27 protein-coding genes are annotated in these 26,332 nt (G+C 57.9%); 19 read left to right on the top strand and 8 right to left on the bottom strand.

Annotated features, from left to right (window positions below):
- Nucleotides 1-213 precede the first annotated feature (213 nt).
- The 7 genes from sufB to E5Q11_RS09395 are packed head-to-tail and all read left to right on the top strand — an operon-like array spanning nucleotide 214 to nucleotide 6,422.
- Nucleotides 214-1,662: a Fe-S cluster assembly protein SufB gene (gene sufB / locus E5Q11_RS09365; RefSeq protein ID WP_135803128.1), complete on the top strand. Its 1,449-nt coding sequence runs from the start codon at nucleotides 214-216 to the stop codon at nucleotides 1,660-1,662.
- Between the two features lie 42 nt (nucleotides 1,663-1,704).
- The gene (gene sufC / locus E5Q11_RS09370) at nucleotides 1,705-2,481 is read left to right on the top strand and encodes a Fe-S cluster assembly ATPase SufC (RefSeq protein ID WP_135803129.1); all 777 of its coding nucleotides are present in this window, start codon (nucleotides 1,705-1,707) and stop codon (nucleotides 2,479-2,481) included.
- Nucleotides 2,482-2,494: 13 nt separating this feature from the next.
- On the top strand, nucleotides 2,495-3,781 hold the full coding sequence (sufD, locus tag E5Q11_RS09375) for a Fe-S cluster assembly protein SufD (RefSeq protein ID WP_135803130.1): 1,287 nt from the start codon (nucleotides 2,495-2,497) through the stop codon (nucleotides 3,779-3,781).
- A 6-nt stretch (nucleotides 3,782-3,787) separates the two neighbouring features.
- Nucleotides 3,788-5,041, top strand: coding sequence for an aminotransferase class V-fold PLP-dependent enzyme (locus E5Q11_RS09380; RefSeq protein ID WP_135803131.1), 1,254 nt, complete (start codon nucleotides 3,788-3,790; stop codon nucleotides 5,039-5,041).
- 13 nt (nucleotides 5,042-5,054) lie between these two features.
- Nucleotides 5,055-5,408 (top strand): HesB/IscA family protein, encoded by a 354-nt coding sequence (locus tag E5Q11_RS09385; protein WP_135803132.1) that lies wholly within the window; start codon nucleotides 5,055-5,057, stop codon nucleotides 5,406-5,408.
- Nucleotides 5,409-5,421: 13 nt separating this feature from the next.
- Complete coding sequence (sufT, locus tag E5Q11_RS09390; RefSeq protein ID WP_135803133.1) at nucleotides 5,422-5,964, top strand: putative Fe-S cluster assembly protein SufT; 543 nt, start codon at nucleotides 5,422-5,424, stop codon at nucleotides 5,962-5,964.
- Nucleotides 5,964-6,422, top strand: coding sequence for a SufE family protein (locus E5Q11_RS09395; protein WP_135803134.1), 459 nt, complete (start codon nucleotides 5,964-5,966; stop codon nucleotides 6,420-6,422). Before sufT ends, E5Q11_RS09395 begins: the two co-directional genes overlap by 1 nt.
- Before the next feature lie 27 nt (nucleotides 6,423-6,449).
- Here E5Q11_RS09395 and E5Q11_RS09400 read toward each other — a convergent pair whose 3' ends face one another.
- Nucleotides 6,450-7,535, bottom strand: coding sequence for a flagella assembly protein FlgT middle domain-containing protein (locus E5Q11_RS09400; protein ID WP_135803135.1), 1,086 nt, complete (start codon nucleotides 7,533-7,535; stop codon nucleotides 6,450-6,452).
- A 265-nt stretch (nucleotides 7,536-7,800) separates the two neighbouring features.
- Between E5Q11_RS09400 and E5Q11_RS09405 the strand changes: the two genes are divergently transcribed.
- The 5 genes from E5Q11_RS09405 (at nucleotide 7,801) to trmL (ending at nucleotide 12,705) form a co-directional block, all read left to right on the top strand.
- Entirely contained in the window at nucleotides 7,801-9,084 is a 1,284-nt protein-coding gene (locus E5Q11_RS09405; RefSeq protein ID WP_225314892.1) for a conjugal transfer protein TraF, read from the top strand.
- A gap of 3 nt (nucleotides 9,085-9,087) precedes the next feature.
- Nucleotides 9,088-10,209, top strand: coding sequence for a multifunctional CCA tRNA nucleotidyl transferase/2'3'-cyclic phosphodiesterase/2'nucleotidase/phosphatase (locus E5Q11_RS09410; RefSeq protein ID WP_135803136.1), 1,122 nt, complete (start codon nucleotides 9,088-9,090; stop codon nucleotides 10,207-10,209).
- A gap of 8 nt (nucleotides 10,210-10,217) precedes the next feature.
- Nucleotides 10,218-10,964 (top strand): pteridine reductase, encoded by a 747-nt coding sequence (locus tag E5Q11_RS09415; RefSeq protein ID WP_191964426.1) that lies wholly within the window; start codon nucleotides 10,218-10,220, stop codon nucleotides 10,962-10,964.
- A gap of 79 nt (nucleotides 10,965-11,043) precedes the next feature.
- Entirely contained in the window at nucleotides 11,044-12,222 is a 1,179-nt protein-coding gene (locus E5Q11_RS09420; protein WP_135803137.1) for an acetyl-CoA C-acetyltransferase, read from the top strand.
- 18 nt (nucleotides 12,223-12,240) lie between these two features.
- Nucleotides 12,241-12,705, top strand: coding sequence for a tRNA (uridine(34)/cytosine(34)/5-carboxymethylaminomethyluridine(34)-2'-O)-methyltransferase TrmL (trmL, locus tag E5Q11_RS09425; protein WP_135803392.1), 465 nt, complete (start codon nucleotides 12,241-12,243; stop codon nucleotides 12,703-12,705).
- A 78-nt stretch (nucleotides 12,706-12,783) separates the two neighbouring features.
- Here the strand turns inward: trmL and secB are convergent, their stop codons facing one another.
- Nucleotides 12,784-13,287, bottom strand: a complete 504-nt coding sequence (gene secB / locus E5Q11_RS09430) for a protein-export chaperone SecB (protein ID WP_135803138.1) — start codon at nucleotides 13,285-13,287, stop codon at nucleotides 12,784-12,786.
- Between the two features lie 37 nt (nucleotides 13,288-13,324).
- Nucleotides 13,325-13,741 (bottom strand): rhodanese-like domain-containing protein, encoded by a 417-nt coding sequence (locus tag E5Q11_RS09435; protein WP_135803139.1) that lies wholly within the window; start codon nucleotides 13,739-13,741, stop codon nucleotides 13,325-13,327.
- A gap of 170 nt (nucleotides 13,742-13,911) precedes the next feature.
- On the opposite strand from E5Q11_RS09435, the gene gpmI reads away from it, so the two are divergent.
- The 4 genes from gpmI to E5Q11_RS09455 all read left to right on the top strand — a co-directional run bounded on the left by gpmI (nucleotide 13,912) and on the right by E5Q11_RS09455 (nucleotide 18,984).
- Complete coding sequence (gene gpmI, locus E5Q11_RS09440; protein ID WP_135803140.1) at nucleotides 13,912-15,459, top strand: 2,3-bisphosphoglycerate-independent phosphoglycerate mutase; 1,548 nt, start codon at nucleotides 13,912-13,914, stop codon at nucleotides 15,457-15,459.
- Nucleotides 15,456-16,592 carry a murein hydrolase activator EnvC family protein gene (locus E5Q11_RS09445; protein ID WP_135803141.1) on the top strand — a complete coding sequence of 379 codons (1,137 nt, stop codon included), beginning with the start codon at nucleotides 15,456-15,458 and terminating at the stop codon, nucleotides 16,590-16,592. Before gpmI ends, E5Q11_RS09445 begins: the two co-directional genes overlap by 4 nt.
- Before the next feature lie 110 nt (nucleotides 16,593-16,702).
- A complete protein-coding gene (locus E5Q11_RS09450) occupies nucleotides 16,703-18,148 on the top strand; it encodes a S41 family peptidase (RefSeq protein ID WP_135803142.1) in 1,446 nt (481 codons plus the stop codon).
- A 32-nt stretch (nucleotides 18,149-18,180) separates the two neighbouring features.
- Complete coding sequence (locus E5Q11_RS09455) at nucleotides 18,181-18,984, top strand: divergent polysaccharide deacetylase family protein (RefSeq protein ID WP_135803393.1); 804 nt, start codon at nucleotides 18,181-18,183, stop codon at nucleotides 18,982-18,984.
- Between the two features lie 33 nt (nucleotides 18,985-19,017).
- Here the strand turns inward: E5Q11_RS09455 and hisF are convergent, their stop codons facing one another.
- The 5 genes from hisF to E5Q11_RS09480 all read right to left on the bottom strand — a co-directional run bounded on the left by hisF (nucleotide 19,018) and on the right by E5Q11_RS09480 (nucleotide 22,575).
- Nucleotides 19,018-19,791, bottom strand: coding sequence for an imidazole glycerol phosphate synthase subunit HisF (hisF, locus tag E5Q11_RS09460; RefSeq protein ID WP_135803143.1), 774 nt, complete (start codon nucleotides 19,789-19,791; stop codon nucleotides 19,018-19,020).
- A gap of 6 nt (nucleotides 19,792-19,797) precedes the next feature.
- Nucleotides 19,798-20,535, bottom strand: coding sequence for a 1-(5-phosphoribosyl)-5-[(5-phosphoribosylamino)methylideneamino]imidazole-4-carboxamide isomerase (hisA, locus tag E5Q11_RS09465; RefSeq protein WP_135803144.1), 738 nt, complete (start codon nucleotides 20,533-20,535; stop codon nucleotides 19,798-19,800).
- A 187-nt stretch (nucleotides 20,536-20,722) separates the two neighbouring features.
- On the bottom strand, nucleotides 20,723-21,364 hold the full coding sequence (hisH, locus tag E5Q11_RS09470) for an imidazole glycerol phosphate synthase subunit HisH (protein ID WP_135803145.1): 642 nt from the start codon (nucleotides 21,362-21,364) through the stop codon (nucleotides 20,723-20,725).
- A 47-nt stretch (nucleotides 21,365-21,411) separates the two neighbouring features.
- Complete coding sequence (gene hisB, locus E5Q11_RS09475) at nucleotides 21,412-22,005, bottom strand: imidazoleglycerol-phosphate dehydratase HisB (RefSeq protein WP_135803146.1); 594 nt, start codon at nucleotides 22,003-22,005, stop codon at nucleotides 21,412-21,414.
- Nucleotides 22,006-22,113: 108 nt separating this feature from the next.
- On the bottom strand, nucleotides 22,114-22,575 hold the full coding sequence (locus E5Q11_RS09480; protein ID WP_135803147.1) for an SRPBCC family protein: 462 nt from the start codon (nucleotides 22,573-22,575) through the stop codon (nucleotides 22,114-22,116).
- Between the two features lie 164 nt (nucleotides 22,576-22,739).
- Between E5Q11_RS09480 and E5Q11_RS09485 the strand changes: the two genes are divergently transcribed.
- The 3 genes from E5Q11_RS09485 to E5Q11_RS09495 are packed head-to-tail and all read left to right on the top strand — an operon-like array spanning nucleotide 22,740 to nucleotide 26,265.
- Nucleotides 22,740-24,929, top strand: coding sequence for an AsmA family protein (locus tag E5Q11_RS09485; protein ID WP_135803148.1), 2,190 nt, complete (start codon nucleotides 22,740-22,742; stop codon nucleotides 24,927-24,929).
- Nucleotides 24,926-25,996 (top strand): A/G-specific adenine glycosylase, encoded by a 1,071-nt coding sequence (mutY, locus tag E5Q11_RS09490; protein WP_135803149.1) that lies wholly within the window; start codon nucleotides 24,926-24,928, stop codon nucleotides 25,994-25,996. Before E5Q11_RS09485 ends, mutY begins: the two co-directional genes overlap by 4 nt.
- A complete protein-coding gene (locus tag E5Q11_RS09495; protein WP_135803150.1) occupies nucleotides 25,993-26,265 on the top strand; it encodes an oxidative damage protection protein in 273 nt (90 codons plus the stop codon). Before mutY ends, E5Q11_RS09495 begins: the two co-directional genes overlap by 4 nt.
- Nucleotides 26,266-26,332 lie beyond the last annotated feature (67 nt).

The following is a 26,332-nucleotide window of genomic DNA, read 5'->3' on the forward strand; positions in this document are numbered from 1 at the left end:
TATAATGGCGACACATCCGATTTAATACCTGACTATTTTACTCTGGTATTGTATAATCGCCCACCAGAAGAACGGAGTTCGCTACCCGGATTAAAGTTTTTAGGGGTATGCGGGGAAATCCGTCATCCAAAAAGCGATTGCAGGGCGTACTCCTGTAAAACGCAGAAACACCAGGGCGCTGAAGCCCTCGATGAGAGATACGGAGCGACGATCATGGCGACCACCGATAAAGAGGTTAGCGAGCTGGTCAAACGGGAATACGAACATGGTTTTGTGACTGACATAGAGTCCGACACCTTCGAGCCCGGTTTGAACGAAGAGATAATCGCACGCCTTTCCGGCATCAAGAATGAACCGGAGTGGATGCTGGAGTGGCGTTTGAAAGCCTATCGTCGCTGGCTGGAAATGGAAGAGCCGGACTGGGCCCACGTAGGTTATCCGAAGATCGACTACAACTCGATCTCCTACTATTCCGCGCCCAAGCGCCCCGAGGACATGCCTCAGAGTCTGGACGAAGTCGATCCGGAGCTGTTGCGCACCTACGAAAAACTGGGCATTCCCCTGCATGAGCGCGAAAAACTCGCCGGTGTGGCGGTAGACGCCGTTTTTGACTCGGTTTCAGTGGCAACCACCTTCAAGGAACCGCTGGCCAAGGCAGGCGTTATTTTCTGCTCCATTTCCGAGGCCATTCAGGATTACCCGGAACTGGTCAAGAAATACCTCGGGTCAGTGGTGCCTGCCGGTGACAACTTCTTTGCCGGCCTGAATTCAGCGGTCTTCTCTGACGGCACCTTCGTGTACGTTCCCAAAGGCGTTCGCTGCCCTATGGAGCTGTCCACCTATTTCCGCATCAACGCGGCTAACACCGGCCAGTTCGAACGCACCCTGATTATCGCCGAAGACAGCAGCTACGTGAGCTATCTGGAGGGCTGCACCGCGCCCATGCGGGATGAGAACCAACTGCACGCCGCCGTGGTCGAACTGGTTGCTCTGGACGACGCCCAGATCAAGTACTCGACGGTTCAGAACTGGTACCCCGGCGACGAGAACGGCAAAGGCGGCATCTTCAACTTTGTCACCAAGCGCGGCGCCGCCATCGGCAAGAACTCGAAGATTTCCTGGACTCAGGTAGAAACCGGTTCCGCTGTGACCTGGAAATACCCCAGCTGCGTTCTTCGCGGCGAAAACAGCGTGGGCGAGTTCTACTCGGTAGCGCTGACCAATAACTACCAGCAGGCCGATACCGGCACCAAGATGATTCACCTGGGAAAAAACACCTCCAGCACCATCATCTCCAAGGGTATTTCTGCCGGTAAAAGCTCCAACGCCTACCGTGGCCTGGTGAAGTTTGGTCCCGGTGCAGAGGGCGCGCGCAACTTTACCCAGTGCGACTCGCTGCTGATCGGCGACCGCTGTGGCGCGCACACATTCCCGTACATCGAGAGCAAGAACAAATCGGCCATCGTCGAACACGAGGCAACGACCTCCAAGGTTAGCGACGAGCAGATGTTCCTCTGCCGCCAGCGCGGTATCGACCCGGAACAGGCAGTGTCCATGATCGTGAACGGCTTCTGTAAGGAAGTGTTCAAGGAACTGCCCATGGAATTTGCGGTAGAGGCTGGCAAGTTGCTTGAGGTAAGCCTGGAAGGCTCGGTCGGTTAAAGACGAAATTCAGAGACAGATTCGAAAGAGAGAAACCATTACATGCTAAGCATCAAGAACCTGCACGCATCCGTCGGGGGCGAAGAAATCCTCAAGGGCATCAACCTTGAAATCAAGGCCGGAGAAGTCCACGCCATCATGGGCCCGAACGGCTCCGGTAAGAGCACCCTGTCCCAGGTTCTGGCGGGCAGCGAAACCTTCGAAGTGACTGAAGGCGAGATCACGCTCAACGGCGAAAACCTGCTGGAGCTGGAAACCGAAGAACGCGCCCGCGAAGGCGTATTCCTGGCGTTCCAGTACCCGGTTGAAATTCCCGGCGTCAGCAACCTTCAGTTCCTGCGTACCGCGGTGAACGCCATGCGACTGCACCGTGGCGAGCCGGAAATGAACGCGGCGGAATTCATGAAGCACGCCAAGGAAGTGTCGAAACAGGTGGACCTGGACCCGGCCTTTCTCAAGCGCGGCGTGAACGAAGGCTTCTCCGGTGGCGAGAAAAAGCGTAATGAAATCATGCAGGCACTGCTGCTGCAGCCGAAGCTGGCAATCCTGGATGAGACCGATTCCGGCCTCGACATCGACGCACTGCACGTGGTTTCCGACGGTGTGAACGCACTACGTGCTGAAGACCGCGCCATCCTGATGGTGACTCACTACCAGCGCCTGCTGAACCACATAGTACCGGATTACGTCCACGTACTGGCCGGCGGAAAAATCGTTAAATCCGGTGGGCGCGAGCTGGCCCACGAGCTGGAAGAGCGCGGCTATGGCTGGCTCGGGGTGAAAGACGAAGAAGCTACTGCCAGTTCTTCAGTGACATAAGGGAGGACGCGGAATGAAGTCAGCACCAACGCTTTCCAGCGCCTTTCTTCAGCCGGCCGGCGAGTTTCTGCCAGGGCCACTGCTTGAATTGCGCAAACAACGGGGCACGGCACTGGTCGATATGCCACTGCCGACCCGCAAAACCGAAAACTGGAAATATTCCAGCCGGCATCTGAAGCTGTCCGACGAACTTGCTGCTTCCCTGCCGAGCAGTGGCAAGGAAGGCAGCAGCCTGGCACTGCCCGGCTATCGTGTCATTTTCCGCAATGGCGTCATGGTTCCGGAAGCCAGCGATTTCCCGGACATGAACGGCATTCGCATTCAACGCTTCTGCGATCTGGATGATCAGGAAGCGGCGGCACTGGCAGAGCGTCTGGACAACACCCTGGACAGCCACGCTGTGCAAATGGCCCGGCTGAATTCCGCCCGTTTCGAAGATGGCCTGCTTATCCAACTGGATAAGGAAGCCGTTCTCGACCAGCCCCTGTTCATCGTCCATGAGGTTACCGCGTCCTCGGCCGGGTCTGCCTACCCGCGTATCTATGTGGACGCGGCAAGGCACAGCCAGATGACGCTGGTAGAAGAATACATTTCAAGCGGCAACGAGCCTGTACTGGTCAATACCGTCACCGAATTCGTTCTGGCGGAAGGCGCTCAGGTCACCGACGTGCGGCTGACACTGGAAGGCGAAAACGTTCAGCACATAGGCGCCACCGGTGTTCGTCAGGCAGCGACATCCCGTTTTGAAAGCCACTGCGTCGGTTTCGGTGGCCCATTGCGCCGACATGACCTGCAGGTGCGCCTGGAAGGCGAAGGCGCCGAATGCAAGCTGAACGGCGTTGTGGTTACCCAGGGCAAACAGCACTACGACAACCACACGTCGATTGAACACGTAGCCGCCCACTGCGACAGTGAAGAAACCTATCGCAACATCGCGGCGGACGAGTCTCACGCAATTTTCAACGGGCGCATCCACATTCATCAGGATGCCCAGAAATCCAACGCCAACATGAGCAACAAGAACCTTTTGCTCTCCACTGGCGCAGAAATCGACACCAAGCCCGAGCTGGAAATCTACGCAGACGACGTCAAATGTGCCCACGGTGCCACTATCGGCCAGCTGGATAAAACCTCGTTGTTCTATCTGGTATCCCGCGGCATCGGCCGCCGGGAAGCCAACACCCTGCTGACCATGGCCTTCATTAATGAACTGGTTGAACAGGTGCCCGTTGAGGCCGTTCGCGATGCCGTACAGCTGAGGCTGAACGACTTTTTCAATCAGGCGTTTCAGGAGATCTGAGCGGTTATGAACGATCTATCCATGGCCAAAACAGCACCCCAGGCCCGCTTCGACGTTGACGCCGTGCGCAGGGATTTTCCAATCCTGGGCCAGCAGGTCAACGGCAAGCCGCTGGTGTATCTGGATAACGGCGCCTCGGCCCAGAAACCGCTGGCCGTGCTGGACGCGATGGATCGTTATTACCGTGAAATGCACTCCAACGTGCATCGTGGTGCCCATACCCTGGGCGACCGGGCCACCAGTGCCTTTGAAGGCGCCCGGGAGAAAGTCCGCGCGTTCATGAATGCCGCAAGCACCAGAGAAATCATCTGGACCCGCGGCACCACGGAAGCCATCAACCTGATCGCCAACGGCCTGGCCCAGCGCCTTAAAGCCGGCGATGAGATTCTGGTAAGCCAGATGGAGCACCACGCCAACATCGTGCCCTGGCAGATGATGGCCGAGCGCACTGGTGCCAAAGTGGTGCCGGTTCCGGTCACCCCGGCGGGCGAACTGGACCTGGATTCGTTCAATAGCCTGCTGGGCGACAACACCAAGATCCTGGCACTGACCCACGTCTCCAACGTGCTGGGCACCATCAACCCGGTGGCCGCTTTGGTGGAACAGGCGAAAGCCCGGGGCGTGATCACGGTGATTGACGGCGCCCAGGCGGTGCCCCACTTCCAGCCGGATGTGCAGGCACTGGGCTGTGATTTCTACATGTTTTCCGCCCACAAGCTGTTCGGGCCTACCGGCATCGGCGCGCTCTACGGCAGGGCCGAGCTGCTGGAAGAAATGCCCCCCTATCAGGGCGGCGGCGAAATGATCGAGCGGGTTTCCTTCGAGCGCACCACCTGGAACACCCTGCCCTACAAGTTTGAAGCCGGCACCCCGGCCATCGCCGAAGCGGTCGGACTTGGCGCAGCGATTGATTACCTGGACGGGTTGGATCGTGAAGGCATGCAGGCAGCGGAAGACGCACTATTGGTGAGAGCCAACGAACTGGTCGAAACCGTACCCGGTATGGAGATTATTGGCACGGCCAAAAACAAAGTACCGGTGATGTCCTTTAAAATCGAAGGCCTGCACCCCAGTGATATAGGCACCCTGCTGGACCAGCAGGGTATCGCCATTCGCACCGGCCACCACTGCGCCATGCCGTTAATGGATTTTTACGGGGTTCCCGGTACAGCCCGGGCATCCTTCGCGTTTTACAATACAATGGAAGAGGTAGAACAACTCTTCACCGCGCTGCAGAAAGTTCAGCGCCTGTTTGCCTGATGGAGGTGGAAACATGACAGCCGAAGTCTATACACCAACCGTTGCCGTCACCATGACGCCCAGCGCGGTGAAGCACGTACGCAAACAACTCGACAAGAAGCCCGAAGCCAAAGGCATTAGACTGGCCATCAAGAAGAGTGGCTGCTCCGGCTTCAAGTACGAAACCCAGTGGGTGGAAGACGTTGGCGCAGACGACAAGGTGTTTCACATCGACGGTGTGGATCTGTTTGTGAAAGATGAGCATCTGCCGCTGGTCAACGGTATCGAAATTGATTTTGTGACTGAGGGGGTCAACTCCGTATTTCAGTTCCGGAATCCGAATGCGACGGCAGAGTGCGGTTGCGGAGAGAGCTTTACTGTAGCTTAAAGGTTTGATCAGCATGCAAGAACGGGAAGTCGTACTGACAAAGCGCGAGGTAGAGGCACGGCTGGTGCCCGCTGGCACGGAAATCATGATTCCGTCGGATACTTTCGTGACCATTACCCAGTCACTGGGCGGCAGCTTCACCGTTGCGGTAAACGGCAACCTGGCCCGCATTGAAGGCCACAACGCCGATGCGCTGGGCAAGAAGCCCCTGGAAAGTAGCTTTGAGACCCCCGAAGACGGCACGGTCAACGAAAATCAGGTCTGGGAAGCCATGCAGAACTGCTACGACCCGGAAATTCCGGTCAACGTGGTGGACCTGGGTCTGATTTACGACTGCAAGATCGAGAATGGCACCGAAGACGGCAACCACGTTTACGTTCTGATGACCCTGACCGCCGCCGGCTGTGGCATGGGCCCGGTGATTACCGAAGACGTTAAAACCAAGCTTGAACACGTACCCAACGTGGACAAGGTGACGGTTGAACTCACCTTCGACCCGCCCTGGAATAACGACATGCTGACCGACGAAGCCAAGCTTGAACTGGGAATGCTGTAATGACTGCCTCTGCAGAGACTTTTGAAAACAACCCTCTGGGCAAAGACACCACGCTTGAGGACGTACTGGACGGTTTCGAGTTTCTGGACGACTGGGAAGAGCGCTACGCGTTCATCATTGACCTTGGCAAACAGCTTCCCGCCTTTCCGGAAGATGAACGCCGTGAAGAGAACTACGTTCACGGCTGTCAGAGCCAGGTATGGCTGATTCACCATCACGATGAAGCCACTGGCAAGCTCTATCTGCTGATCGATTCAGATGCGATCATCGTGCGCGGTCTGGCCGCTATCATTCTGGTGGCGCTGAATGGCAAGACTCCACGCGACCTGCTGGCGACCGATATCGATGAGCTCTTCGAGCAACTGGACCTGTTCCGCCATATTTCTCCCACACGGGGCAACGGCCTGCGGGCCATGGTTGGCAAGATCCGGGATATTGCGGCGGCTGAGGCAGCCTGAGCAGCTGCCACAGCCCTAACGCCTGCCCTAATACATTACCGCGTAATCACCTTCCCGAACATTGATGCTGGCGCCCTCCGCCGGCATCCAGGCGCGACTGGTGTCGAGGCTTAACTGGTGCAGGTGAAGATCCACGCCGGTATCCCAAAGCTTGGGCGGCACATCGGGCCTCTGCAAGGACCATTCAGCCCGTACAACCCGCAACTTGTCGCCAGGCAACAGGCCAGACTTGGTGCCAATGTCCAGCAACAGATCCTTACCATCTACCTCAAGAATCGGCACCAGCAGCGCCTGGCAGTCAATGGTGCTCATCAGGTCGGCAGTGATATCGTCAAACACCCCTGCCACAGCCTTTCCATAATCTGAATCATTGAACTCTGGCGAGCCAAAACTGACCTTCCCGGTGCGCGGAATATCCCATCGGCCTGATGCCGTATAACGCTGCTCCGTAACCACCCGCCCGGTGTAACCATCGTGCAGAACAACATCCACCACAAACTCCCGTTCGGTGTCGGCACTGAACAGCGACCGTTTGATCGAGGCTGCATAGGACGAATCCCAGGATTCCGCCCGGTTGACGTTCAGGTTGCGAATGACACCAGACACCACAAACTGGGCACCCATCTGGCGACTCACCGCAGAATACTGCTCCAGCCGGTTACCGGCAGTCTCCCGGGTTGGCCCTGCCCTCAGACTGGCAAACATTTGCCTTGTCGGCGCAGATAACGGCAACACCTCGCCTGTGTCCAGAAGGTTCTGATACAGCCACTCACTGGCCGCGTAGCCCACCGAACCCAGCCCGCCAAAAACAGTCTGGTCGGGCTTTTCAACATTGAACCCTGCAACAACCACCTTCTTACGAATTCGGGATGCTTCCTGATTGGAGCACTGCTGGTTGAGCTCAAAAGGGGTGCTGTTACGCTCCGCTCGAATAGTTGCGGCCAGCTTGTCCAGTTCGGCCTGGAAGCCGCCTACGTCTTTGCTGATGATGAGGTTGACCCTGGGCGGCAGGAATTTCGCCGTTCCATCCTCGGCATAGGAAACCGTACCCGGAAGTAAGACCGCAACGAGCATGAGAATGATTCGATGGCTGTGCCTGAATTTCAGTATCACTATCTGTTACTCCAGATAACGCAGGGTTCGGTGTCGGCGGATGACCCAAAGGCAAAGTGGCTGCCACACGGTTACAGAATAAACATGAAAATTTCATGCCAGCTAGAAAACGGCAGCGCTTTATGCACTGTAATCGATAGTCTTGTTGCCACTTCCTGTTTTTCGTCCTCTTTTGTTAAATGATGTTTCTCATAGGCGCATTTCACTCCGGTGTCCTGATAATCTTGCGAAAAGTTAATTTCTTGCCCCACCCATGAGGACTCTGATGAAACCTAACGCTCGCTCCCGTGCTGCCTTCACAACTTTTGCAAAGACCCCGCTGGCCATTGCCCTATGCGTGACATCCGCATCTGCCCTGGCCAGCCCTGAGGCTTTTTCACCTTCGCGCTCTTTCGCCATGGGCGGAACGGGCGTAGCAATTGCGCACCCGGCAGCCGCCGGCGCTTCCAACCCTGCCATGCTGGCATCGAAGAATCATGAGTGGTCAGACGATTTTGGACTGATTCTTCCGTCTGTTAACGCCCGCTTTGCGGATGAAGAAGAAACCATCGACCAGATCGATGATATTCAGGATGCCATTGACGAATTCGGGGATATCCAGAACGTTGATCAGGCGGAAGCACGACGCATCGCCGGCGACCTTCGTGAACGTCTGACGGCCTTTGACCGGGATACAGTTCGGATCAATGCGGCGGTGGGCGTCGCGTTTGCGATACCCACAGAGTCCTATTCCGTTGGCTTTTTCACTAATGGCAACCTGCAGGCCACGGTTCGCGGTGAATTTGACGCCGCCGACGAGCAACTACTGAGAGACATCGAGAACAACGTGGTTCCCGCAGCCGGCGCTGATCTCGACACCGAGCTTCAATCTCGCGGTCGCGTTCTGGCAGCGGCCGTTTCTGAAGTCGGGATCTCTATCGCCAAATCCATTGAACTGGCCAACGGCAACCAGCTTCAGGTTGGCGTGTCACCCAAGTACGTACAGCTTCGAACTTTCCAGTACACTGAAGCTGTCTCCGGCTTTGAAGACGACGATTTCGACAGTGACGAGAATGAGACCGATGAAAGCGGCATCAACCTCGATATCGGCGCCGCCTACGCATTTGGCGACGAGAAAGCATGGAACGCAGGCGTGGTTGTGAGAAACCTGATCCCAATGGAACTGGATTCAGCAGCAAGCCGCCCGCAACTGGGAGAAGAGGAGTACACCCTGGAGTTGAACCCAATGCTGACCGCAGGCATCGCCCACAGCGGTGATTTCCACGTCCTGACGGCGGAGCTCGATCTGACAAAGAAAGAAGGCTTTGGCTACGCCGACGATACCCAGTGGCTCGCGGTTGGCGTGGAACTGGACGCCTGGCGCTATGCCCAGCTGCGTTTCGGTGCCCGCCAGAACCTAGCCAGCAATGATGACAACAACGGCATTGAGGAAGACACTCAGTTCACCGCTGGTATTGGTGTATCCGTTTTCGGTGCCCGCCTGGACCTGGGCGCACTGGTGAGCGATGCCGAAATGGGTGCCGCACTGGAACTGGGAGCCGCGTTTTAATCCATGGAAATCTATCTCGTAGGGGGTGCTGTTCGTGACGAATTGCTTGAGTTGCCGGTGAAAGACCGGGACTGGGTCGTCACCGGCGCCACACCCGACGAGATGTTGAAACAGGGCTATAAACAGGTGGGTGCAGATTTCCCTGTCTTTCTGCACCCGACCACCCATGAGGAATACGCCCTCGCCCGCACGGAGCGCAAGAACGGCCAGGGCTACCATGGCTTCACAGTCTACAGCGCGCCAGACGTTACTCTCGAAGACGATCTCAAACGCCGGGACCTGACCATCAATGCCATGGCCAGGGCGACCGACGGCACGCTTGTGGACCCCTTCCACGGCCGGGAAGATCTCGAATCCCGCCAGCTTCGCCACGTTTCCGATGCCTTTAACGAAGACCCTTTGCGAATCCTGCGCACGGCAAGGTTTGCAGCAAGGCTTGAACCTATGGGTTTCAGGGTTTGTGATCAGACCATGGCACTGATGATTGCAATGGCCGAAGCCGGCGAAGTGGATCATCTGGTGCCGGAACGGGTCTGGCAGGAAGTTCAGCGGGCCCTTCATGAAAAAGAACCCGGCATCTTTTTCACCGTGCTACGGGACTGCGGCGCCCTTGAATCGCTGATTCCGGAGTTGGCTTCAGACCAGGCCATGCTTGATCGCGCAGTGGCCGCACTGCGTTGCGCCCACCAGCAGGGCCTGGGCACCGAAGCGCGCTTCGCAGCTTTACTCTCTCCCCTGGCCGTAATGAAATCTGGCTCCGCCGAAAAACGGGCCAAACGCCTCAAAGCCCCCAACGACTGCAGCGCCATGGCAAGGCTGGTGGCGATCGCCACTCCCGTTCTGGAATCATCAACGCCATTGACGGCAGAGAACATCCTCGACCTGCTCGACAAGGCCGATGCCTGGCGTCGCCCGGAAAGATTTGCCAACCTGCTCGACACCCTTGGCTGTGTGCTTTCAAGCGGCAATACAGGTAAGGCCGAGCAGCTCAGGAGCGCACTGGAAGCCGCCAATTCCGTCAGCGCACAGTCGCTGATGGCCGAAGGCTTCACCGGAAAAGCCCTGGGCGAAGCAATCCACAATGAACGCCTGCGACGTATCCAGAACTCTGTTCACAGCGCTTGAGGATACCTATGACCACGCCTGCCCCTGTCGCCCTTATCACCGGCGCTGCCCATCGTCTGGGCGCACATACCGCTCGCCATCTTCATGGTCGCGGCTGGAATATCGTGATTCACTACCGGTCCCGGCGGGACCAGGCTGAAGCACTGGCCAGCGAACTGAATCAACAACGGGAAGATTCTGCCACCACGATTCAGGCCGACCTGTCGGACCCGGAAGCCATCACGCCGCTGGCAGAACAGGCGATCGCAGCCTGGGGTCGCCTGAATGGTCTGCTCAATAACGCCTCGGTGTTCTATCCCAATCCCACTGAAAAAGCCGGGATCAGTGACTGGGACACGGTCATGGGCACCAACCTGCGGGCGCCGTTTTTCCTTGGCCAGGCCTGCCTGCCAGCGCTTCGCGAAGCCCGCGGCGCCATCGTTAACCTGATCGACATCTACAGCCAGCGGCCACTGGCGGACCACCCGCTGTATTGTGCAAGCAAGTCCGGTCTCGCGTCGCTGACCCTGTCGTGGGCGAAGGATCTGGCACCGGATGTGCGGGTCAATGGCGTATCCCCCGGCGCGATTCTGTGGCCGGAAGGCGATGCGGAAATTGACCCCCAGTATCAACAAAGCATATTGGCAAAAACGCCGCTGGCGAGAACCGGGAAACCAGACGATATTGCCGGTGCCATTGCGTTCCTGCTTTGCGACGCTCCCTTCGTAACGGGTCAGATTCTATCCGTGGATGGAGGGCGTAGCCTCAACATGTAACGCTCTGGCCTGTAGCTTTGGCCAACTCCGGCTTTCGGATACAATGCCGTGCAACTTTTGAAACAGCCGGAGACAAGCCATGCGTGATGTTGTTATCGCCGCCGCCAAACGTACCGCCGTAGGCGGATTCGGGGGCGGCTTGTCCAGCCTCCGTGCCGACCAGCTCGGCAGCATTGTGATCAAAGCCCTGCTGGAAGAAACGGGCATCTCCCCGGACCAGATCGACGAAGTCATTCTGGGCCAGGTGCTTACCGCCGGTTGCGGCCAGAACCCGGCTCGCCAGGCTTCGATTAACGCAGGCGTGCCGGCAACCGTTCCCGCTATGACCATCAACAAGGTTTGTGGTTCCGGCCTGAAAGCGGTTCATATGGCGGTGCAGGCCATCCAGTGCGGCGATGCCGAATTACTGATTGCCGGTGGCCAGGAAAGCATGAGCCAGGCACCCCACGTGCTACCCAACAGCCGCAACGGTCAGCGCATGGGCAACTGGAATATGGTGGACACCATGATTTCCGACGGCCTGTGGGATGCGTTCAACAATTACCACATGGGCGTGACCGCCGAGAATATCGTTGAGAAGTACGGCATCTCCCGCGAGGAGCAGGATGAGTTCGCCGCGGCTTCCCAGCAGAAAGCCGCGGCCGCCATGGACGCGGGTTATTTCGACAGCCAGATTGTTCCCGTTTCCGTGCCCCAGCGTAAGGGTGACCCCATCATCGTGGATAGAGACGAAAACCCGCGCGCCGGTGTCACGGCCGACAGCCTTGGCAAACTGCGCCCGGCCTTCAAGAAAGACGGCACCGTGACTGCTGGCAATGCGTCTGCCCTGAACGATGGGGCTGCTGCGGTGATCGTCTGCAGCGCCGAAAAAGCACAGGCCCTGGGCCTGACCCCGCTGGCAACCATTCGTGCACACGCCAATGCGGGCGTTGACCCCACCATTATGGGCACAGGCCCAATTCCCGCCAGCCAGCGCTGCCTGCAGCGTGCCGGCTGGACCGTGGACGAGCTGGACCTGATCGAAGCCAACGAGGCCTTCGCTGCACAGGCGATTTCTGTCAACCGCGACCTGGGCTGGGATGTCAGCAAAGTGAACGTGAACGGTGGCGCCATCGCCCTGGGCCATCCCATTGGCGCATCCGGCTGCCGTATTCTGGTCACCCTGCTTCACGAAATGACCAGGCGGGATGCGAAGAAAGGCCTGGCAACCCTGTGCATCGGCGGCGGAATGGGCGTTGCCCTGGCCGTGGAGCGCTGATCCAAGGTGCCGAACGCACTGCTGAATATAGTGCTGTATGAGCCGGAGATACCGCCCAATACCGGTAATATCATCCGGCTGTGCGCCAACACCGGGTGCAGGCTGCACCTGATTGAACCCCTGGGATTCAACCTGGAAGATAAACAGATGCGCCGGGCGGGGCTGGATTACAGCGAATACGCCACGGTAACCGTCCACCCGGATTATCAGAGTTTCCTGGAAAGCGAAAAGCCACAGCGGCTGTTCGGGCTAACCACCAAGGGCAGCCACTACTATCACGAAGTCGCCTATGAAAAAGGAGACTACCTGATGTTTGGCCCGGAAACCCGGGGGCTGCCGGCCGACATCCGCGATTCCCTGCCAGCCTACCACCGGCTTCGCGTTCCCATGCAGCCCGAAAACCGAAGCCTGAACCTGTCCAACACTGCGGCACTGGTGGTCTACGAGGCCTGGCGGCAGCTCGGCTTTGAGGGCGCTCTATAGCCGGAACCTTTCCGACTCCCACAAAGAAGCCCCGGCTGGCATGAACCCAGGCGGGGCTTCTTTGTGCAGAAAACGCGATTAGTGGGTCTGCTCTTCCTTGGCCTGACCAGCTGCTTCTTCCTGCTTGCGCTTGAGCGCCTGGGCATAGATGGCGTCAAAATTGACCGGCGCCAGCATCAGGGACGGGAAGCTGCCCTTGTTCACAACTCCGTCAATCGCTTCGCGGGCATAGGGAAACAGGATATTGGGGCAGTAAGCGCCCAGCATGTGGCCCAGCTGCTGGCCTTCCACATTCTTGATGGCGAACACGCCTGCCTGCTGGATTTCCACCAGGTAAGCCACTTTTTCGCCCATCTTGGCGGTAACCGTCAGCGACAGTACCACTTCGTACTGGCCTTCATCGTTCAGCTTGCTGTGAGAGGTGTTCAGGTCCAGGTTTACCTGGGGCTTCCACTGCTCCTGAAACACGGCCGGCGAATTGGGGGACTCGAACGACAGGTCCTTCAGGTAAATACGCTGAAGCGCGAACTGTGGTTGGTTCTGGTTTTCGGTGCCTGCTGCGGCCTGATCATTTTCAGCCATGGTCATTCCTTTTTATGTTTGGTTAAGCTGTGTTGGATTATTTCTTCACCAGAGGCAGATTGCTGCCCCGCCAGTCGGCAATGCCGCCATTGAGACGGACCACGTTGCTGAAGCCTTCTTCCTTCAACTGTTTGACCGCCATGGCAGAATGCTGGCCCATTTTGTCGGCCACGATGATCTGCTTGTTCTCATGTTTCTTGAGCTCAGACACCCGGCTTTTGAGGCCGCTGAGCGGAATATTGATGGAACCGGTGATGCGACCTTCGTTAAAATCCTTGCGGTCACGGATGTCCACCACAATAGCTTCGTCACGGTTGATCAGGCTGACGGCCGCCTGCGCGGAAACCTTCTGACCACCACGCCGGGACTCCAGAACAATCAGCGCCAGCAGCAGCGCTGCAAACAGAGACACCAGAATGTAGTGGTTGACTACAAATTCGAATACCCGTTCCATTAAATCATCCTGCTGCAAGGTTAGGTGCGATAGAGCCAGGTGCGAGATTATACACACCCACGGCCGGGGACAGAAGGTGACCGAAGTTGCCAGAGTTGGCCATGGAATGCGAATAAGTTTAAAATGTAGTAGTTTTACGAAATTTACAGAATTCACTGATGGGATACGCAATGACTGCCACAAAAAAGCCGACCGCACTGATCATTCTCGATGGCTGGGGCCACCGCGACCCGGCTGAAGACAACGCAATCAGCTCTGCCAACACCCCCTGTTGGGACAAATTGTGGCAGGAGAATCCCAGAACCCTGATTAACACCTCCGGAAAGTACGTGGGGCTGCCGGAAGGCCAGATGGGCAACTCCGAGGTCGGCCACATGAACCTCGGAGCCGGCCGTATTGTGTATCAAAGCCTGACCCGCATTGACAAAGACCTGGAAGAAGGCACGTTTTCCGACAACAAGGCCCTGTCTGCCGCCATCGACAAGGCCGTCAGCAGCGGGCGCGCTGTTCACCTGATGGGCCTGCTGTCACCGGGTGGTGTTCACAGCCATGAAGATCACATTCTGGCAGCGGCGGAAATGGCCGCAGCCCGGGGCGCGAAAGAAGTCTATATTCACGCCTTCCTCGATGGCCGTGACATGCCGCCGAAAAGCGCCAAGCCTTCCCTCGAGAAAGCCGCAGCCAAGCTGAAAAGTCTGGGCGTTGGCCGCGTTGCCACCATTGTTGGCCGCTACTTCGCCATGGACCGGGACAACCGCTGGGATCGGGTCGAACAGGCCTACAACGCCATGACCCTCGGCGAAACTGAGTTCACCGCAGATGACCCGGTTGCCGCGCTGGAACAGGCTTACGACCGGGGCGAGAACGACGAGTTTGTGAAAGCGACCCGCATCAAGGCCAGCGGCGATACTGAAGGCACCATCAACGACGGTGACAGCGTAATCTTCATGAACTTCCGCGCTGACCGTGCAAGGGAAATGACCCGCTGCTTTGTCGATAGGGACTTCGACGGCTTCGAGCGCAAGAAGCACCCGGAGCTGGCAGACTTTGTAATGCTTACTGAATACGCCGCCGATATCGACACCAGTTGCGCCTATCCCCCAGCGCAGCTGTCCAACGGTCTTGGTGAATACGCATCCAGCCTGGGCAAGACCCAGCTCCGGATCGCAGAAACCGAGAAATACGCCCACGTCACTTTCTTCTTTAACGGCGGTCTGGAAACGCCCTTTGAAGGCGAAGACCGCATCCTGGTGCCCTCACCCAAGGTGGCCACCTATGATCTGCAGCCGGAAATGAGCGCGCCGGAAGTGACTGACAAACTCTGCGAAGCCATAAAAAGCGGCAAGTACGATCTGGTTGTATGCAACTTCGCCAACGGCGACATGGTCGGCCACACCGGCAATCTGGACGCCGCCATCAAAGCCGCAGAGTGCATCGACCATTGTGTTGCCCGGATTGCAGACGCGCTGGCAGAAGTTGGTGGCGAGGCCCTGATCACCGCCGACCACGGTAACTGCGAACAGATGCAGGACCCCAAGTCCGGCCAGGTGCACACTGCACACACCATCGGCCCTGTGCCGCTGATCTATGTCGGCCCGCGCAAGGTCTCACTGATCGACGACGGCGCACTGAGCGATGTCGCGCCCAGTCTGCTGGCGCTGATGGGGCTTGACCAGCCATCCGAGATGACCGGGCACAGCCTGGTGAAAATCGGTTGATTCGCTCTCTTCTGCTGGCGGTGGCGCTGATATCTGGCGCCTCGCCAGTGCTGGCGGAACAACAGGTAACGCCTGGCCAGATCAAAGCCCTGCAGGAAGAAATTGCCGACATTGACGAGTGGCTCAGCGACGCTGAAGAAGACCGCTCATCACTGGAGCGTCAGCTTGCCGATCTCGAAAAGAACATTGGCCAGCTGACCCGCGAACGACGGGAACTCCGGATACAGGCCAGCCAGCAGCAAGCCCGCCTGGCAGAGCTGGACGGAGAGGAAACCAAACTCGTTCGCACCCTCGACAACCAGCGTGAAAGCCTGAAAAAACAGATCCGTGCCGCCTGGATGGAAGGCGATGCCCCTGCCGTGAAAGTGCTGCTCAATGAGATTGATCCGGACAAGATTGCACGGACCATGACCTATTACGAATACCTCAGCCGGGACACAGTAGAACGGCTGGAAGCATTTTCAGCCAATCTGCGGCAGCTGAAGGCAACCCGTGAGGAAGTCCAGAAGGGTCGGGCCCGGCTGGCAAAGCTTGAAGCCGACGTCGCCGACCGCCAACAGAAACTGGCCGCCAGCAAAAGCCAGCGCCAGCAGACACTCGCCTCGCTCAAAACCGAAATCAGTAACCGTCTGAACGAACGCGAACAACTGGAAGCCGACCGCCAGCGCCTTGAAAGGCTTCTGCGGGAAGTGGAACAGGCCATTGCCGACATTCCCTCCCCCAACGAATCCGCGCCCTTCGGCTCACTGCAGAAAAAACTGCCCTGGCCCGCATCCGGCAACCTTGCCAGCAGTTTTGGCAGCAGCTATGCCGACGGCAAGCTCCGCCGCTCGGGCATATTGATCAACACGCCGGAAGAAGCCGAGATCAAGGCGGTCCATTACGGCCGGGTGGTGTTTGCAAACTGGCTTCGGGGATTCGGGCTAATGACCATCCTCGATCACGGCGACGGCTATATGACGCTCTATGGCCACAGCAGCAGTCTGTTCACCAGCCCCGGTGACTGGGTCGAAGCCGGTGAAAGCATCGCCCAGGCGGGCCGAACCGGCGGCACCGAAGACCCTGCCGTATATTTCGAGATTCGCCAGAATGGCAAGCCGGTCAACCCCGGTCGCTGGCTGGGCTCCCGCTAACACCCGAATTCCACGCCCGCCCATAAGGCTGACAAATCAGCCGGATAACGCCATACTGTCGAGCATTGCCTGGGAACCAGCCAGCCACCGGAATAACACAGGACATGTGAATGAGACGGGTCAGACGTATTCAGCATGGTGCCGCCTTTCGCGCACTCACTCTTGCCACCTGCCTGGTGCCACTTGCACTGAGCGCCCTGCCCGGCGCTGCCTACGGCCAGCAGACTGAGGAAGACGCGCAGCACCTTCTGGAAGGTATCGAGGCTGGCGAAACCGTCAACATCAAACTGCCCGACCCGGAAAAACAGCTGCCCCTGGATGACCTGCGCAAGTTTGCCGAAGTCTTCGGCCGCATCAAGGACGCCTACGTTGAAGAAGTCGACGACCAGCAACTGCTGGAAAGCGCCATCAAAGGCATGCTGTCCGATCTCGATCCGCATTCCACCTATCTGGCCCCCAAGGATTACGAACGGCTGGAAGAAAGCACCACCGGCGAGTTCGGCGGCCTGGGCATTGAAGTGGGCATGGAAAACGGCTTTGTTAAAGTGATCTCACCCATTGACGACACCCCGGCTCAGAAAGCGGGCGTTCGTGCCGGCGACCTTATCGTCAAGCTCGGCGACAAGCCGGTAAAGGGCCTCTCCCTTGAAGAAGCCGTAAAACTGATGCGGGGCAAACCCGGTTCAGTGCTGACCCTGACCATTGTGCGCGAAGGCCAGTCCGCACCCATCGAAATTGACGTTGAACGGGACATTATCAAGGTAACCAGCGTTAAATCGCGGATGATCGAGAACGGTTATGGCTACCTTCGAATCACCCAGTTCCAGTCAGATTCCGGTTCGCAGTTTTCCCAGGCACTGAAGGACCTTGAGAGAGAGGCTGGCGGCGCGCTGGACGGCCTGGTTATCGACCTGCGCAACAATCCCGGCGGCATTCTTCAGGCTGCCGTCGAAGCTTCCGATGCGCTTCTGGACGAAGGCCTGATTGTTTACACCGAAGGCCGCATCCAGAGTTCACGACTGCGATTCAATGCCAAGCCCGGCGCCCTGGTACCGGATACCCCCATCGTGGTTCTGATCAACGGCGGCTCTGCCTCGGCTTCTGAAATCATGGCCGGCGCCCTGCAGGATCACCAGCGGGCGGTCATCATGGGCACCCAGTCATTTGGCAAAGGCAGCGTTCAGACCGTTATCCCGCTGGACGAGACCCACGCTATCAAGATGACCACCGCCCGTTATTACACACCGGATGGCCGGTCTATTCAGGCCAAAGGCATTCGCCCGGATATCGAGGTGAAGCCGGCGGAACTGACCGAACTTGAAGGCCAGTCCTTCTTCACAGAAGCCGACCTGAGCGGACACCTGGACGGCCAGACCGAGAAGGCAACTGAGAACAAAAGCGGTGACGAATCTGCCGACATGAAGGGTGAGCAGAAAGAATCGGCAGCCGACAGAGACTTCCAGCTGCGCTCGGCCCTGAACCTGCTGAAAGGCCTGCGAATTCTTGGCAAGCGCGACAATAGTGAAAGCAATGCCGAAAAGGAAAGTACGGATTGAGATCCATCACGATCCTCGTCGCCAGTGCCCTGATGATGATCACTGGCGCAACGACAACCCTGGCCGGTGAAAAGCCGGCCACCGAGCCGCAAACGCTCCCCACTATTGCGATCATCATCGACGATATGGGCCATAACCTGGCCCAGGGGGAGCGCCTGATTGCCCTGGATCAGCCACTGACTCTGGCTTTCCTGCCGTTTCGACGCCACACCACCGCGTTGGCTGAAAAGGCCCACCAGCGCCAGAAAGAAATCATGCTGCATGCGCCCATGGCAAACACGCGGCTGCTGGAACTGGGCCCGGGCGGACTAAACCCGGAAATGAGCCAGAACGAACTGGCCCAGACCCTGCGCCGTGCCCTGCGATCTATCCCCCACGTCATGGGTGTGAACAACCATATGGGCAGCCTGCTGACCCAGCAGCTGAAAGCCATGGACTGGGTAATGTCGGAGCTGACCCACTATCCGGTCTACTTTGTCGACAGCCGGACCATCGCATCGTCCGTGGCCGGAGATGTCGCCGCCGCGTACCGGATTCCCACCCTCACCCGCGATGTGTTTCTCGACCATGAACAGACAGAGGAATATGTAGCTCGGCAATTCGATCTGCTGATCGAGAGGGCAAAGGAAAACGGCAGCGCCGTGGGCATCGGTCACCCGCACCGGGTCACTGTGGATTATCTGGAAAAACGTTTGCCACAACTGGACGAGGAAGGCATCGCCGTGGCGACCGTCAGCGGCGTCTGGGCCATGAGGAATGGTAACCGGGCCATGTTTGCAGAAGGCGAGAAGCGGGCCATTCGGCCGACACTGGCGAAGCAGAGCAGGTCGGATTAGCCGAAGGCGTAATCCGACAACTCAGACGCCGATCTAATCTCTTACCACAATCCCCTGCGCCTTCATAAACGCCTTGGCTTCCGGAATCGTGTGCTGCCCAAAGTGGAATATCGAAGCCGCCAGAACCGCATCCGCTCGCCCCTCGGTCACACCGTCCGCCAGGTGCTGAAGCTCGCCAACACCTCCCGACGCAATTACGGGCACTGACACAGCGTCGCTGATTGCCCGGGTCAGTCCGAGATCAAACCCGACCTTGGTACCGTCCCGGTCCATGCTGGTTAGCAGCAGTTCACCGGCGCCCATGGCAGTCATCTTGCGGGCCCACTCCACGGCATCCAGGCCGGTCGGCTTGCGGCCGCCGTGAGTGAAGATCTCCCAGCGAGGCTCTTCGCCTTCGCCACTGACCTGCTTGGCATCAATGGCGACCACAATGCACTGGCTGCCAAAACGGTCTGCGGCTTCGCGAACAAATTCCGGGTTGAAGACAGCCGCGGTATTGATGGATACCTTATCGGCTCCGGCGTTCAGCAGTTTACGGATGTCTTCCACGGTACGAACGCCGCCACCCACTGTCAGCGGAATGAACACTTCCGCAGCCATGCGTTCGACGGTTTCGTAGGTGGTATCGCGGCTTTCGTGGCTGGCGGTGATATCCAGAAAGGTGATCTCGTCGGCGCCCTGCTCGTTGTATTTGCGGGCCACTTCCACCGGGTCACCGGCATCGCGGATATCAACAAAGTTTACGCCCTTCACCACGCGGCCTTTATCAACGTCGAGACAGGGAATGATGCGTTTCGCCAGCGCCATAACGTCTTATCCTTTCAGGCTGTCGCAGAAGGCCTGGGCTTCAGCCATGTCCAGGGTACCTTCGTAGATGGCACGGCCGGTAATGGCGCCGAGGATGCCCTGGTCCGCCACTGTTGCGAGCCGCTTTAGGTCGTCCATGTTGGTGACGCCGCCGGACGCGATGACTGGAATGCCGCCTTCTTTCGCCAGGGCGGCAGTGGCTTCGACGTTTACGCCCTGCATCATGCCATCGCGGCTGATGTCGGTGTAGACGATGGCGTCGACGCCATCGTTGGCGAAGCGTTTGGCCAGGTCGGTGGCCATGACCTCGGACACTTCCGCCCAGCCGTCGGTGGCAACCCGGCCATCTTTGGCATCCAGGCCGACGATGATATGCCCGGGGAATTTCTTGCACATCTCGGTGACGAAATCGGGCTCTTTTACGGCTTTGGTGCCAATGATGACCCACTGCACGCCGGCTTTGAGATAGGCTTCGATGGTTTCAGCAGAGCGAATGCCGCCGCCAATCTGGATTGGCAGATCCGGGTATTTCCGGGCAATGGCCTGGACGATCTCCCCGTTCACCGGCTCTCCTGCAAAGGCTCCATTCAGGTCCACCAGGTGCAGGCGGCGGGCACCGGCTTCTACCCAGCGGGTCGCCATTTCGACCGGATCATCACCATATTGGGTGGAGTCGTCCATGCGGCCCTGGCGCAGTCTTACGCATTTGCCGTCTTTGAGGTCTATGGCCGGGATGATCAGCATGTTTTCTCTTTTCCTTGGGACTGGATTTTCGGGCAATGAAAATTGGGCGCCCGTGCTTCGTCGGGGCGGAGTGGCTGTTCGGGGCACGCTGTTAATACGTCCGTGTACGCTCGACAAAAACATCCATGTTTTTGACGTCCCCGAACAGCCACTCCGCCCCGGCAAAGCACTGCTTTTCTATTGCCTGCTAGTTTTTTCCGGTCCAGTTTGTGAAGTTTTTCAATAGTTGCAGCCCCGCCCTTGCGCTTTTTTCCGGGTGGAACTGCACTGCAAAGATATTGTCTCTTGCGACCGCCGCTGCCAGATCGACACCATAATGAGTACGGCCGGCGATATCCGGGTTGTAGTCAGCTTCTGCGTAGTAGCTGTGCACAAAGTAGAAACGGTCCCCATCAGGAATATCATGCCAGAGCGGGTGATCCATGCTTTGGTGAACTTCGTTCCAGCCCATGTGAGGCACTTTCAGGCGTTCGCCATTTTCTGTGAGGCTATCGCCGAAGAAGCGGACTTCGGACTGGAACAGATCAATGCAGTCCACCCAGCCGTTTTCTTCGCTCCGGGACATCAGGGCCTGCATGCCAACGCAGATACCTAGCAGCGGCCGGTCAGCGGACACTTCCCGGACCAGCGTATCGATTTCCAGGCGGCGGATTTCGGCCATGCAGTCACGAATCGCTCCCACACCGGGAAGGATCACGCGGTCTGCGCTGCGAATCTGTTCCGCGTTGTCGGTGACCAGCACACGGGTGTCGGGTGCTACGTGCTCAACTGCCTTGCTGACGGAATGAAGGTTACCCATGCCGTAGTCGATAATGGCAACGGTTTTCATGCGAAGAGAGGTTTCCTGAACCGGGAGTCTTAAAAAACAGAGGCCGCTTACAGCGACCCCTTGGTAGACGGGGTGATGCCCGCCATCCGCTCATCCATTTCAATGGCCATACGCAGGGCACGGCCGAAGGCCTTGAACACGGTTTCAATCTGGTGGTGGGTGTTCTTGCCCTTCAGATTGTCGATGTGCAGGGTCACCATGGAGTGGTTTACAAAGCCCTGGAAGAACTCGGCGAACAGGTCCACGTCAAAACCACCGACAGCGCCACGGGTGTAGGGTACATCCATTAGCAGGCCGGGGCGGCCGGACAGATCGATGACTACGCGGGAGAGCGCTTCGTCCAGCGGCACGTAGGCATGGCCGTAACGGCGGATGCCTTTCTTGTCACCCACTGCCTGTTTGAAGGCCTGGCCCAGGGTGATGCCGATGTCTTCCACTGTGTGGTGGTCATCAATATGCAGATCGCCCTTGGACACAATGTTCAGATCGACCAGGCCGTGGCGGGCAATCTGGTCCATCATGTGTTCCAGAAAGGGAACGCCGGTATCAAACGAGGACTTGCCGGTGCCGTCGAGGTCGATTTCGACTGTGATCTGTGTTTCCAGGGTATTTCGTTCTACCCGAGCCTTGCGTTCGGCCATGGAGGCTCCCGATTATCAGTTGGCAAATGCCGGAAAATTCAGGCGGCTATTATACCCGTTAAGATTCCCGGCGTCCCGCGATTGCCTTAATCGCCCTGATAGCCTGGTTCAGAAGGCCTTCTTGAGATTGTTCATGTAGGTATCCACCAGGCTGTTGAACTCGTGCTTGATCACCGGGCTGATCGCCAGTTTCAGCATACCCGGCAGCGGTAGGGTCAGCTCTGCACTTGTGTGGAATTTCACAGCGGTTGCCTTGTCACCTTTGGCTTTCAGTGTCCAGTATCCGCTGACTACGCCGTTGCCCTCACCCTTGACCGGCTCCCAGGTGATCTTGCCGTTCTCTTTGTCCGGGTGGTATTTGCAGGCGTAAACCGACTGGATTGCGTGCTTGTCCACGCCCACTTTTTCCATTTCCCAGCGGTAGGTGTTGTCGCCCAGATCCACCAGTTTATGAACCTTGGGAAAATGGCTGACCGATGCGGGAACGTCGGCCAGCAGGTCGAAGGCTTCATCATAGCTGGCCGGCAGTTCCAGTTCGCGGTTCAGCTCGATCGATACGGTAATAGCCACAGAGTCTTCCTCTTATCATTATTTGTTGAAATCTGCCGCCTATTTTGGCTGATCACTAACGTATTGTCATACTCACCCACTTTTATTTTGTTAACCCTGGGTTATCCTTGAGCCATACATCCGCTTTCCCGGCGGGCGCGCAATAACGGAAGGATGCCAGAACCATGAAAGCTGTTCGCTACGTTGCCTTTACCATCATCGGGCTGATCGTTCTCGCCATCATCGCGGTGGCTGTGGCCGTCGCAGTGATCGACCCGAATACCTACAAGCCCCAGATTGAAAATGCCGTGGAATCCAGCACCAATCTGGACCTGGTTCTGGCTGGCGACATTGGCTGGTCGTTCATCCCGCTGGGGCTTGAGCTCAATAACGTTGAGGCAAGGTTGGAGGACGAGAGCCTTGTCAGCCTGGACCAGCTGGTTGCCCAGCTCAGCTTCTGGTCGCTGGTAACCATGTCGCCCCGGGTAGAGACCTTCCTGCTGAGCGGCCTGGACGCAAACCTGGTTGTTGATCAGGACGGCAACGGCAACTGGACCCGGATCATGCCGGAAGGCGAAGGTGAAGCCGAGCCTCAGCCTGAAAAAACCGCGCCCGAGGAAACTGCTCAGGAAAGCACCGGCGAGGCGAGCAAGCCGCTGAACTTCAATGTCGAGAGCGTGGAAATCAGCAACGCCCGCATCAATTATGAGGACAGAACAACCGGCCAGTCCGTCACCCTGGAAGATTTCACCCTGAATGCCAGCGAAATCACCCTGGGTTCCAGCTTCCCCCTGAACCTGACGTTTCGCTTCGCGACCAACCAGCCGCAATTTGAAGTGCAGGGGGATATCAGCGCCAGCCTGGCGGCCAATGAGGCGCTCAATCAGTTCAGCGTATCTGGCCTTGAAGCCATCTTTGATATGAGTGGCGAACCCTTCGGCGGCGAATCTGTTCGCGCCGAATTGGCCGGCTCAGTGGACGCCAACCTGGAAAATGAAACCGCCAATATCCGCGGCTTCAGCGCAAGCCTGGCGGACCTGACGCTGAACACCGACCTGTCGGTAAAAGGCTTTGGCGATCAGCCTCAGCTTGAAGGTAATCTCAGCATTGAAGAATTTTCTCTGAAGGCGCTGCTGGCGGCCCTCGGTCAACCGGAACTCGAAACCGAAGATCCGGATGTAATGAAGTCCATCGCCTTCTCGACCGACATTGGCGGCCCGGCCGGGACCGTGGAACTGAGCAACCTGATGTTCAGCCTGGACGACACCACCTTCAAAGGCAGCGCCAGCTACGCACTCGCCAATAGCGGCATTGGCCTGAACCTGCAGGGTGATGCCATTAACGCCGACCGCTACCTGCCACCAGCGAGCGAAGAGGAAGCAGCGGCAACTGAAGAGGCACCACAAGGAGGCGGCTCCGCCGAAGAAGGTGACCTGCTGCCACTGGAAACCCTTCGTGCGCTCGCGCTGGATATCAACCTCGGCCTGGGTGAGCTGATTATCAGCAACCTCACCATCAACGAGATCAAGTCAGTGATCACCGCCCGCAACGGCCTGCTGAAAGTGGAAGACTTCAGCGGTAAGCTCTATGAGGGTTCCTTTGCCTCCAGCGTCACGCTGGATGCGCGCACGGATAATCCCCAATGGACCATCACCAAGAACATCAAGAACATCCAGACCCTGCCGTTGCTGACCGACCTGGCCGAAGTGGACATGCTCTCTGGCGGCGCCAACATGAACGTAAACGTTAAAACCACGGGCAACCGCATCTCCGCCTTGCGCAACAACGCCCAGGGGGAAATCAACTTCAACCTGGCCGAGGGCGAGTTTACCCGGGTAAACCTGACACGCATGGCCTGTCAGGGCATTGCCATGGTCAATCAGGAAACCCTGGGCACCTCAGGCTGGGGCACCAGCACCCCATTCAACGACATGAAAGGCACCCTGAAGATTGACGGCAACACCCTCAACAACACCGACCTGGTGGCGGCACTCGCCGGCATGAGGCTGGAGGGCGATGGCACGGTTGATCTGGCGGCCACTGATCTGGATTACGAAATCGGCCTGCGCATCGTTGGCGAAATTCACCGCGATGAAGCCTGCCGGGTAACAGAATACGTCGAGGACGTGGTCATCCCCGTTGAGTGCCGTGGCGACTTTGCGGAAGACCCTGCAGGCCTTTGCTCCTTCGACGGCTCCCGCTTCCGCGACACCCTGAAAACCATCGCCGCCAACGCTGCCCGTAAAAAAGTCAGCGAAGAAACAGAGCGCGCGAAAGAGAAAGCCGCAGAGAAAGCCAGCGAGGAAATCGACAAGCGTCTGGGTGAAGATGGTGCCAAGGTCAAAGATGCGCTGAAGGGCCTGTTCGGGCAATGAGCGACAGCTTCGCCCGCAAGCTCCTGGCCTGGTACGACAAAAACGGCAGGCACGACCTGCCCTGGCATCATGACCGGAACCCATACCGCGTGTGGGTTTCGGAAATCATGCTGCAGCAGACCCAGGTAACCACCGTTATCCCCTACTTCGAAGCCTTCATGCGCCGCTTTCCGAACGTGGCGGCGCTGGCCGAAGCACCCGTGGACGACGTGCTCAGCCACTGGTCAGGCCTTGGTTACTATGCCCGTGCGCGCAACCTCCACAAAGCCGCAAAACAGATTGTTAGTGACCATGGCGGAGAATTTCCGGCTGACCAGGAACAGCTCGAATCACTAACTGGCATCGGCCGATCCACCGCAGCAGCGATTCTGGCACAGGCTTTTCAGACCCGGGCCACCATTCTGGACGGCAACGTAAAACGGGTACTGGCCCGCTACCACGCGGTCCCCGGCTGGCCGGGCAAGACCAGTGTCCTGAACCGCCTGTGGAAATGCGCCGAACAGCATACTCCAGAGGAGCGAATCCGCGACTACACCCAGGCAATCATGGATCTCGGCGCCATGGTCTGTACCCGCAGCCGCCCTGCCTGTGACGTTTGCCCGCTCAACTCCGACTGCGAAGCCAAGGCCAGGGGCGAACAGAAACTCTACCCCGGCTCCAAACCCAAGAAAGAAAAGCCGGAAAAAACCACCTGGATGCTGATACTAGAAGACCGCGAAGGGCGCATACTCCTCGAGCGGCGACCGCCCAGCGGCATCTGGGGCGGCCTGTGGAGCCTTCCAGAGCTGGACCCGGCCTACCAGCCGGAGGAACTGCCAGACGCCTGTGAGCAGGCCTACGGATACGACTGCAGCCAGCCCGAGCTGGCTGATGGCTTCCGCCACACTTTCAGCCACTACCATCTTCACATCCAGCCTGCCCGACTGAACGTTGCCAATACCAGCCAGGTTGCGGACAATGGCAACCACCAATGGGTTTACCGGGATGAAGCGCTGACACTTGGCCTGCCCGCCCCCATTCGCACCATTCTGACTAGTTCTCAAAGCAGTCCACAGGAGCAGACATGAGCCGTACCGTATTCTGTCGCAAATATCAGGAAGAGCTCGAAGGCCTGGACTTCCCGCCCATGCCCGGCAAAAAAGGCGAAGACCTGTACGAGAATGTCAGCAAGAAAGCCTGGGAAGAATGGCAGGCCCAGCAGACCATGCTGATCAACGAAAAACATCTGAGCCTGATGGACCCCAATACCCGCAAATACCTGCAGGCCCAGATGGAACGCTTCTTCAATAACGAACCCTTCGACAAGGCCGAAGGCTATGTTCCGCCAGAGCAATGAGCACCCGGCAATTTTTTACAGCGCAGCCTTGACTCAAAACCCCTAAACCGGTTTAATAGCGCCCCGT

It is taken from the genome of Marinobacter confluentis (assembly GCF_004785685.1).
Taxonomy (GTDB): domain Bacteria; phylum Pseudomonadota; class Gammaproteobacteria; order Pseudomonadales; family Oleiphilaceae; genus Marinobacter; species Marinobacter confluentis.

Bases quoted from the DNA above. Each gene is read 5' to 3' on its own strand.
- sufB (WP_135803128.1), top strand. From the start codon at position 214: ATGGCGACCACCGATAAAGAGGTTAGCGAGCTGGTCAAACGGGAATAC.
- sufC (WP_135803129.1), top strand. From the start codon at position 1,705: ATGCTAAGCATCAAGAACCTGCACGCATCCGTCGGGGGCGAAGAAATC.
- sufD (WP_135803130.1), top strand. From the start codon at position 2,495: ATGAAGTCAGCACCAACGCTTTCCAGCGCCTTTCTTCAGCCGGCCGGC.
- E5Q11_RS09380 (WP_135803131.1), top strand. From the start codon at position 3,788: ATGAACGATCTATCCATGGCCAAAACAGCACCCCAGGCCCGCTTCGAC.
- E5Q11_RS09385 (WP_135803132.1), top strand. From the start codon at position 5,055: ATGACAGCCGAAGTCTATACACCAACCGTTGCCGTCACCATGACGCCC.
- sufT (WP_135803133.1), top strand. From the start codon at position 5,422: ATGCAAGAACGGGAAGTCGTACTGACAAAGCGCGAGGTAGAGGCACGG.
- E5Q11_RS09395 (WP_135803134.1), top strand. From the start codon at position 5,964: ATGACTGCCTCTGCAGAGACTTTTGAAAACAACCCTCTGGGCAAAGAC.
- E5Q11_RS09405 (WP_225314892.1), top strand. From the start codon at position 7,801: ATGAAACCTAACGCTCGCTCCCGTGCTGCCTTCACAACTTTTGCAAAG.
- E5Q11_RS09410 (WP_135803136.1), top strand. From the start codon at position 9,088: ATGGAAATCTATCTCGTAGGGGGTGCTGTTCGTGACGAATTGCTTGAG.
- E5Q11_RS09415 (WP_191964426.1), top strand. From the start codon at position 10,218: ATGACCACGCCTGCCCCTGTCGCCCTTATCACCGGCGCTGCCCATCGT.
- E5Q11_RS09420 (WP_135803137.1), top strand. From the start codon at position 11,044: ATGCGTGATGTTGTTATCGCCGCCGCCAAACGTACCGCCGTAGGCGGA.
- secB (WP_135803138.1), bottom strand. From the start codon at position 13,287: ATGGCTGAAAATGATCAGGCCGCAGCAGGCACCGAAAACCAGAACCAA.
- E5Q11_RS09435 (WP_135803139.1), bottom strand. From the start codon at position 13,741: ATGGAACGGGTATTCGAATTTGTAGTCAACCACTACATTCTGGTGTCT.
- gpmI (WP_135803140.1), top strand. From the start codon at position 13,912: ATGACTGCCACAAAAAAGCCGACCGCACTGATCATTCTCGATGGCTGG.
- E5Q11_RS09450 (WP_135803142.1), top strand. From the start codon at position 16,703: ATGAGACGGGTCAGACGTATTCAGCATGGTGCCGCCTTTCGCGCACTC.
- E5Q11_RS09455 (WP_135803393.1), top strand. From the start codon at position 18,181: ATGATGATCACTGGCGCAACGACAACCCTGGCCGGTGAAAAGCCGGCC.
- hisF (WP_135803143.1), bottom strand. From the start codon at position 19,791: ATGGCGCTGGCGAAACGCATCATTCCCTGTCTCGACGTTGATAAAGGC.
- hisA (WP_135803144.1), bottom strand. From the start codon at position 20,535: ATGCTGATCATCCCGGCCATAGACCTCAAAGACGGCAAATGCGTAAGA.
- hisH (WP_135803145.1), bottom strand. From the start codon at position 21,364: ATGAAAACCGTTGCCATTATCGACTACGGCATGGGTAACCTTCATTCC.
- hisB (WP_135803146.1), bottom strand. From the start codon at position 22,005: ATGGCCGAACGCAAGGCTCGGGTAGAACGAAATACCCTGGAAACACAG.
- E5Q11_RS09485 (WP_135803148.1), top strand. From the start codon at position 22,740: ATGAAAGCTGTTCGCTACGTTGCCTTTACCATCATCGGGCTGATCGTT.
- mutY (WP_135803149.1), top strand. From the start codon at position 24,926: ATGAGCGACAGCTTCGCCCGCAAGCTCCTGGCCTGGTACGACAAAAAC.
- E5Q11_RS09495 (WP_135803150.1), top strand. From the start codon at position 25,993: ATGAGCCGTACCGTATTCTGTCGCAAATATCAGGAAGAGCTCGAAGGC.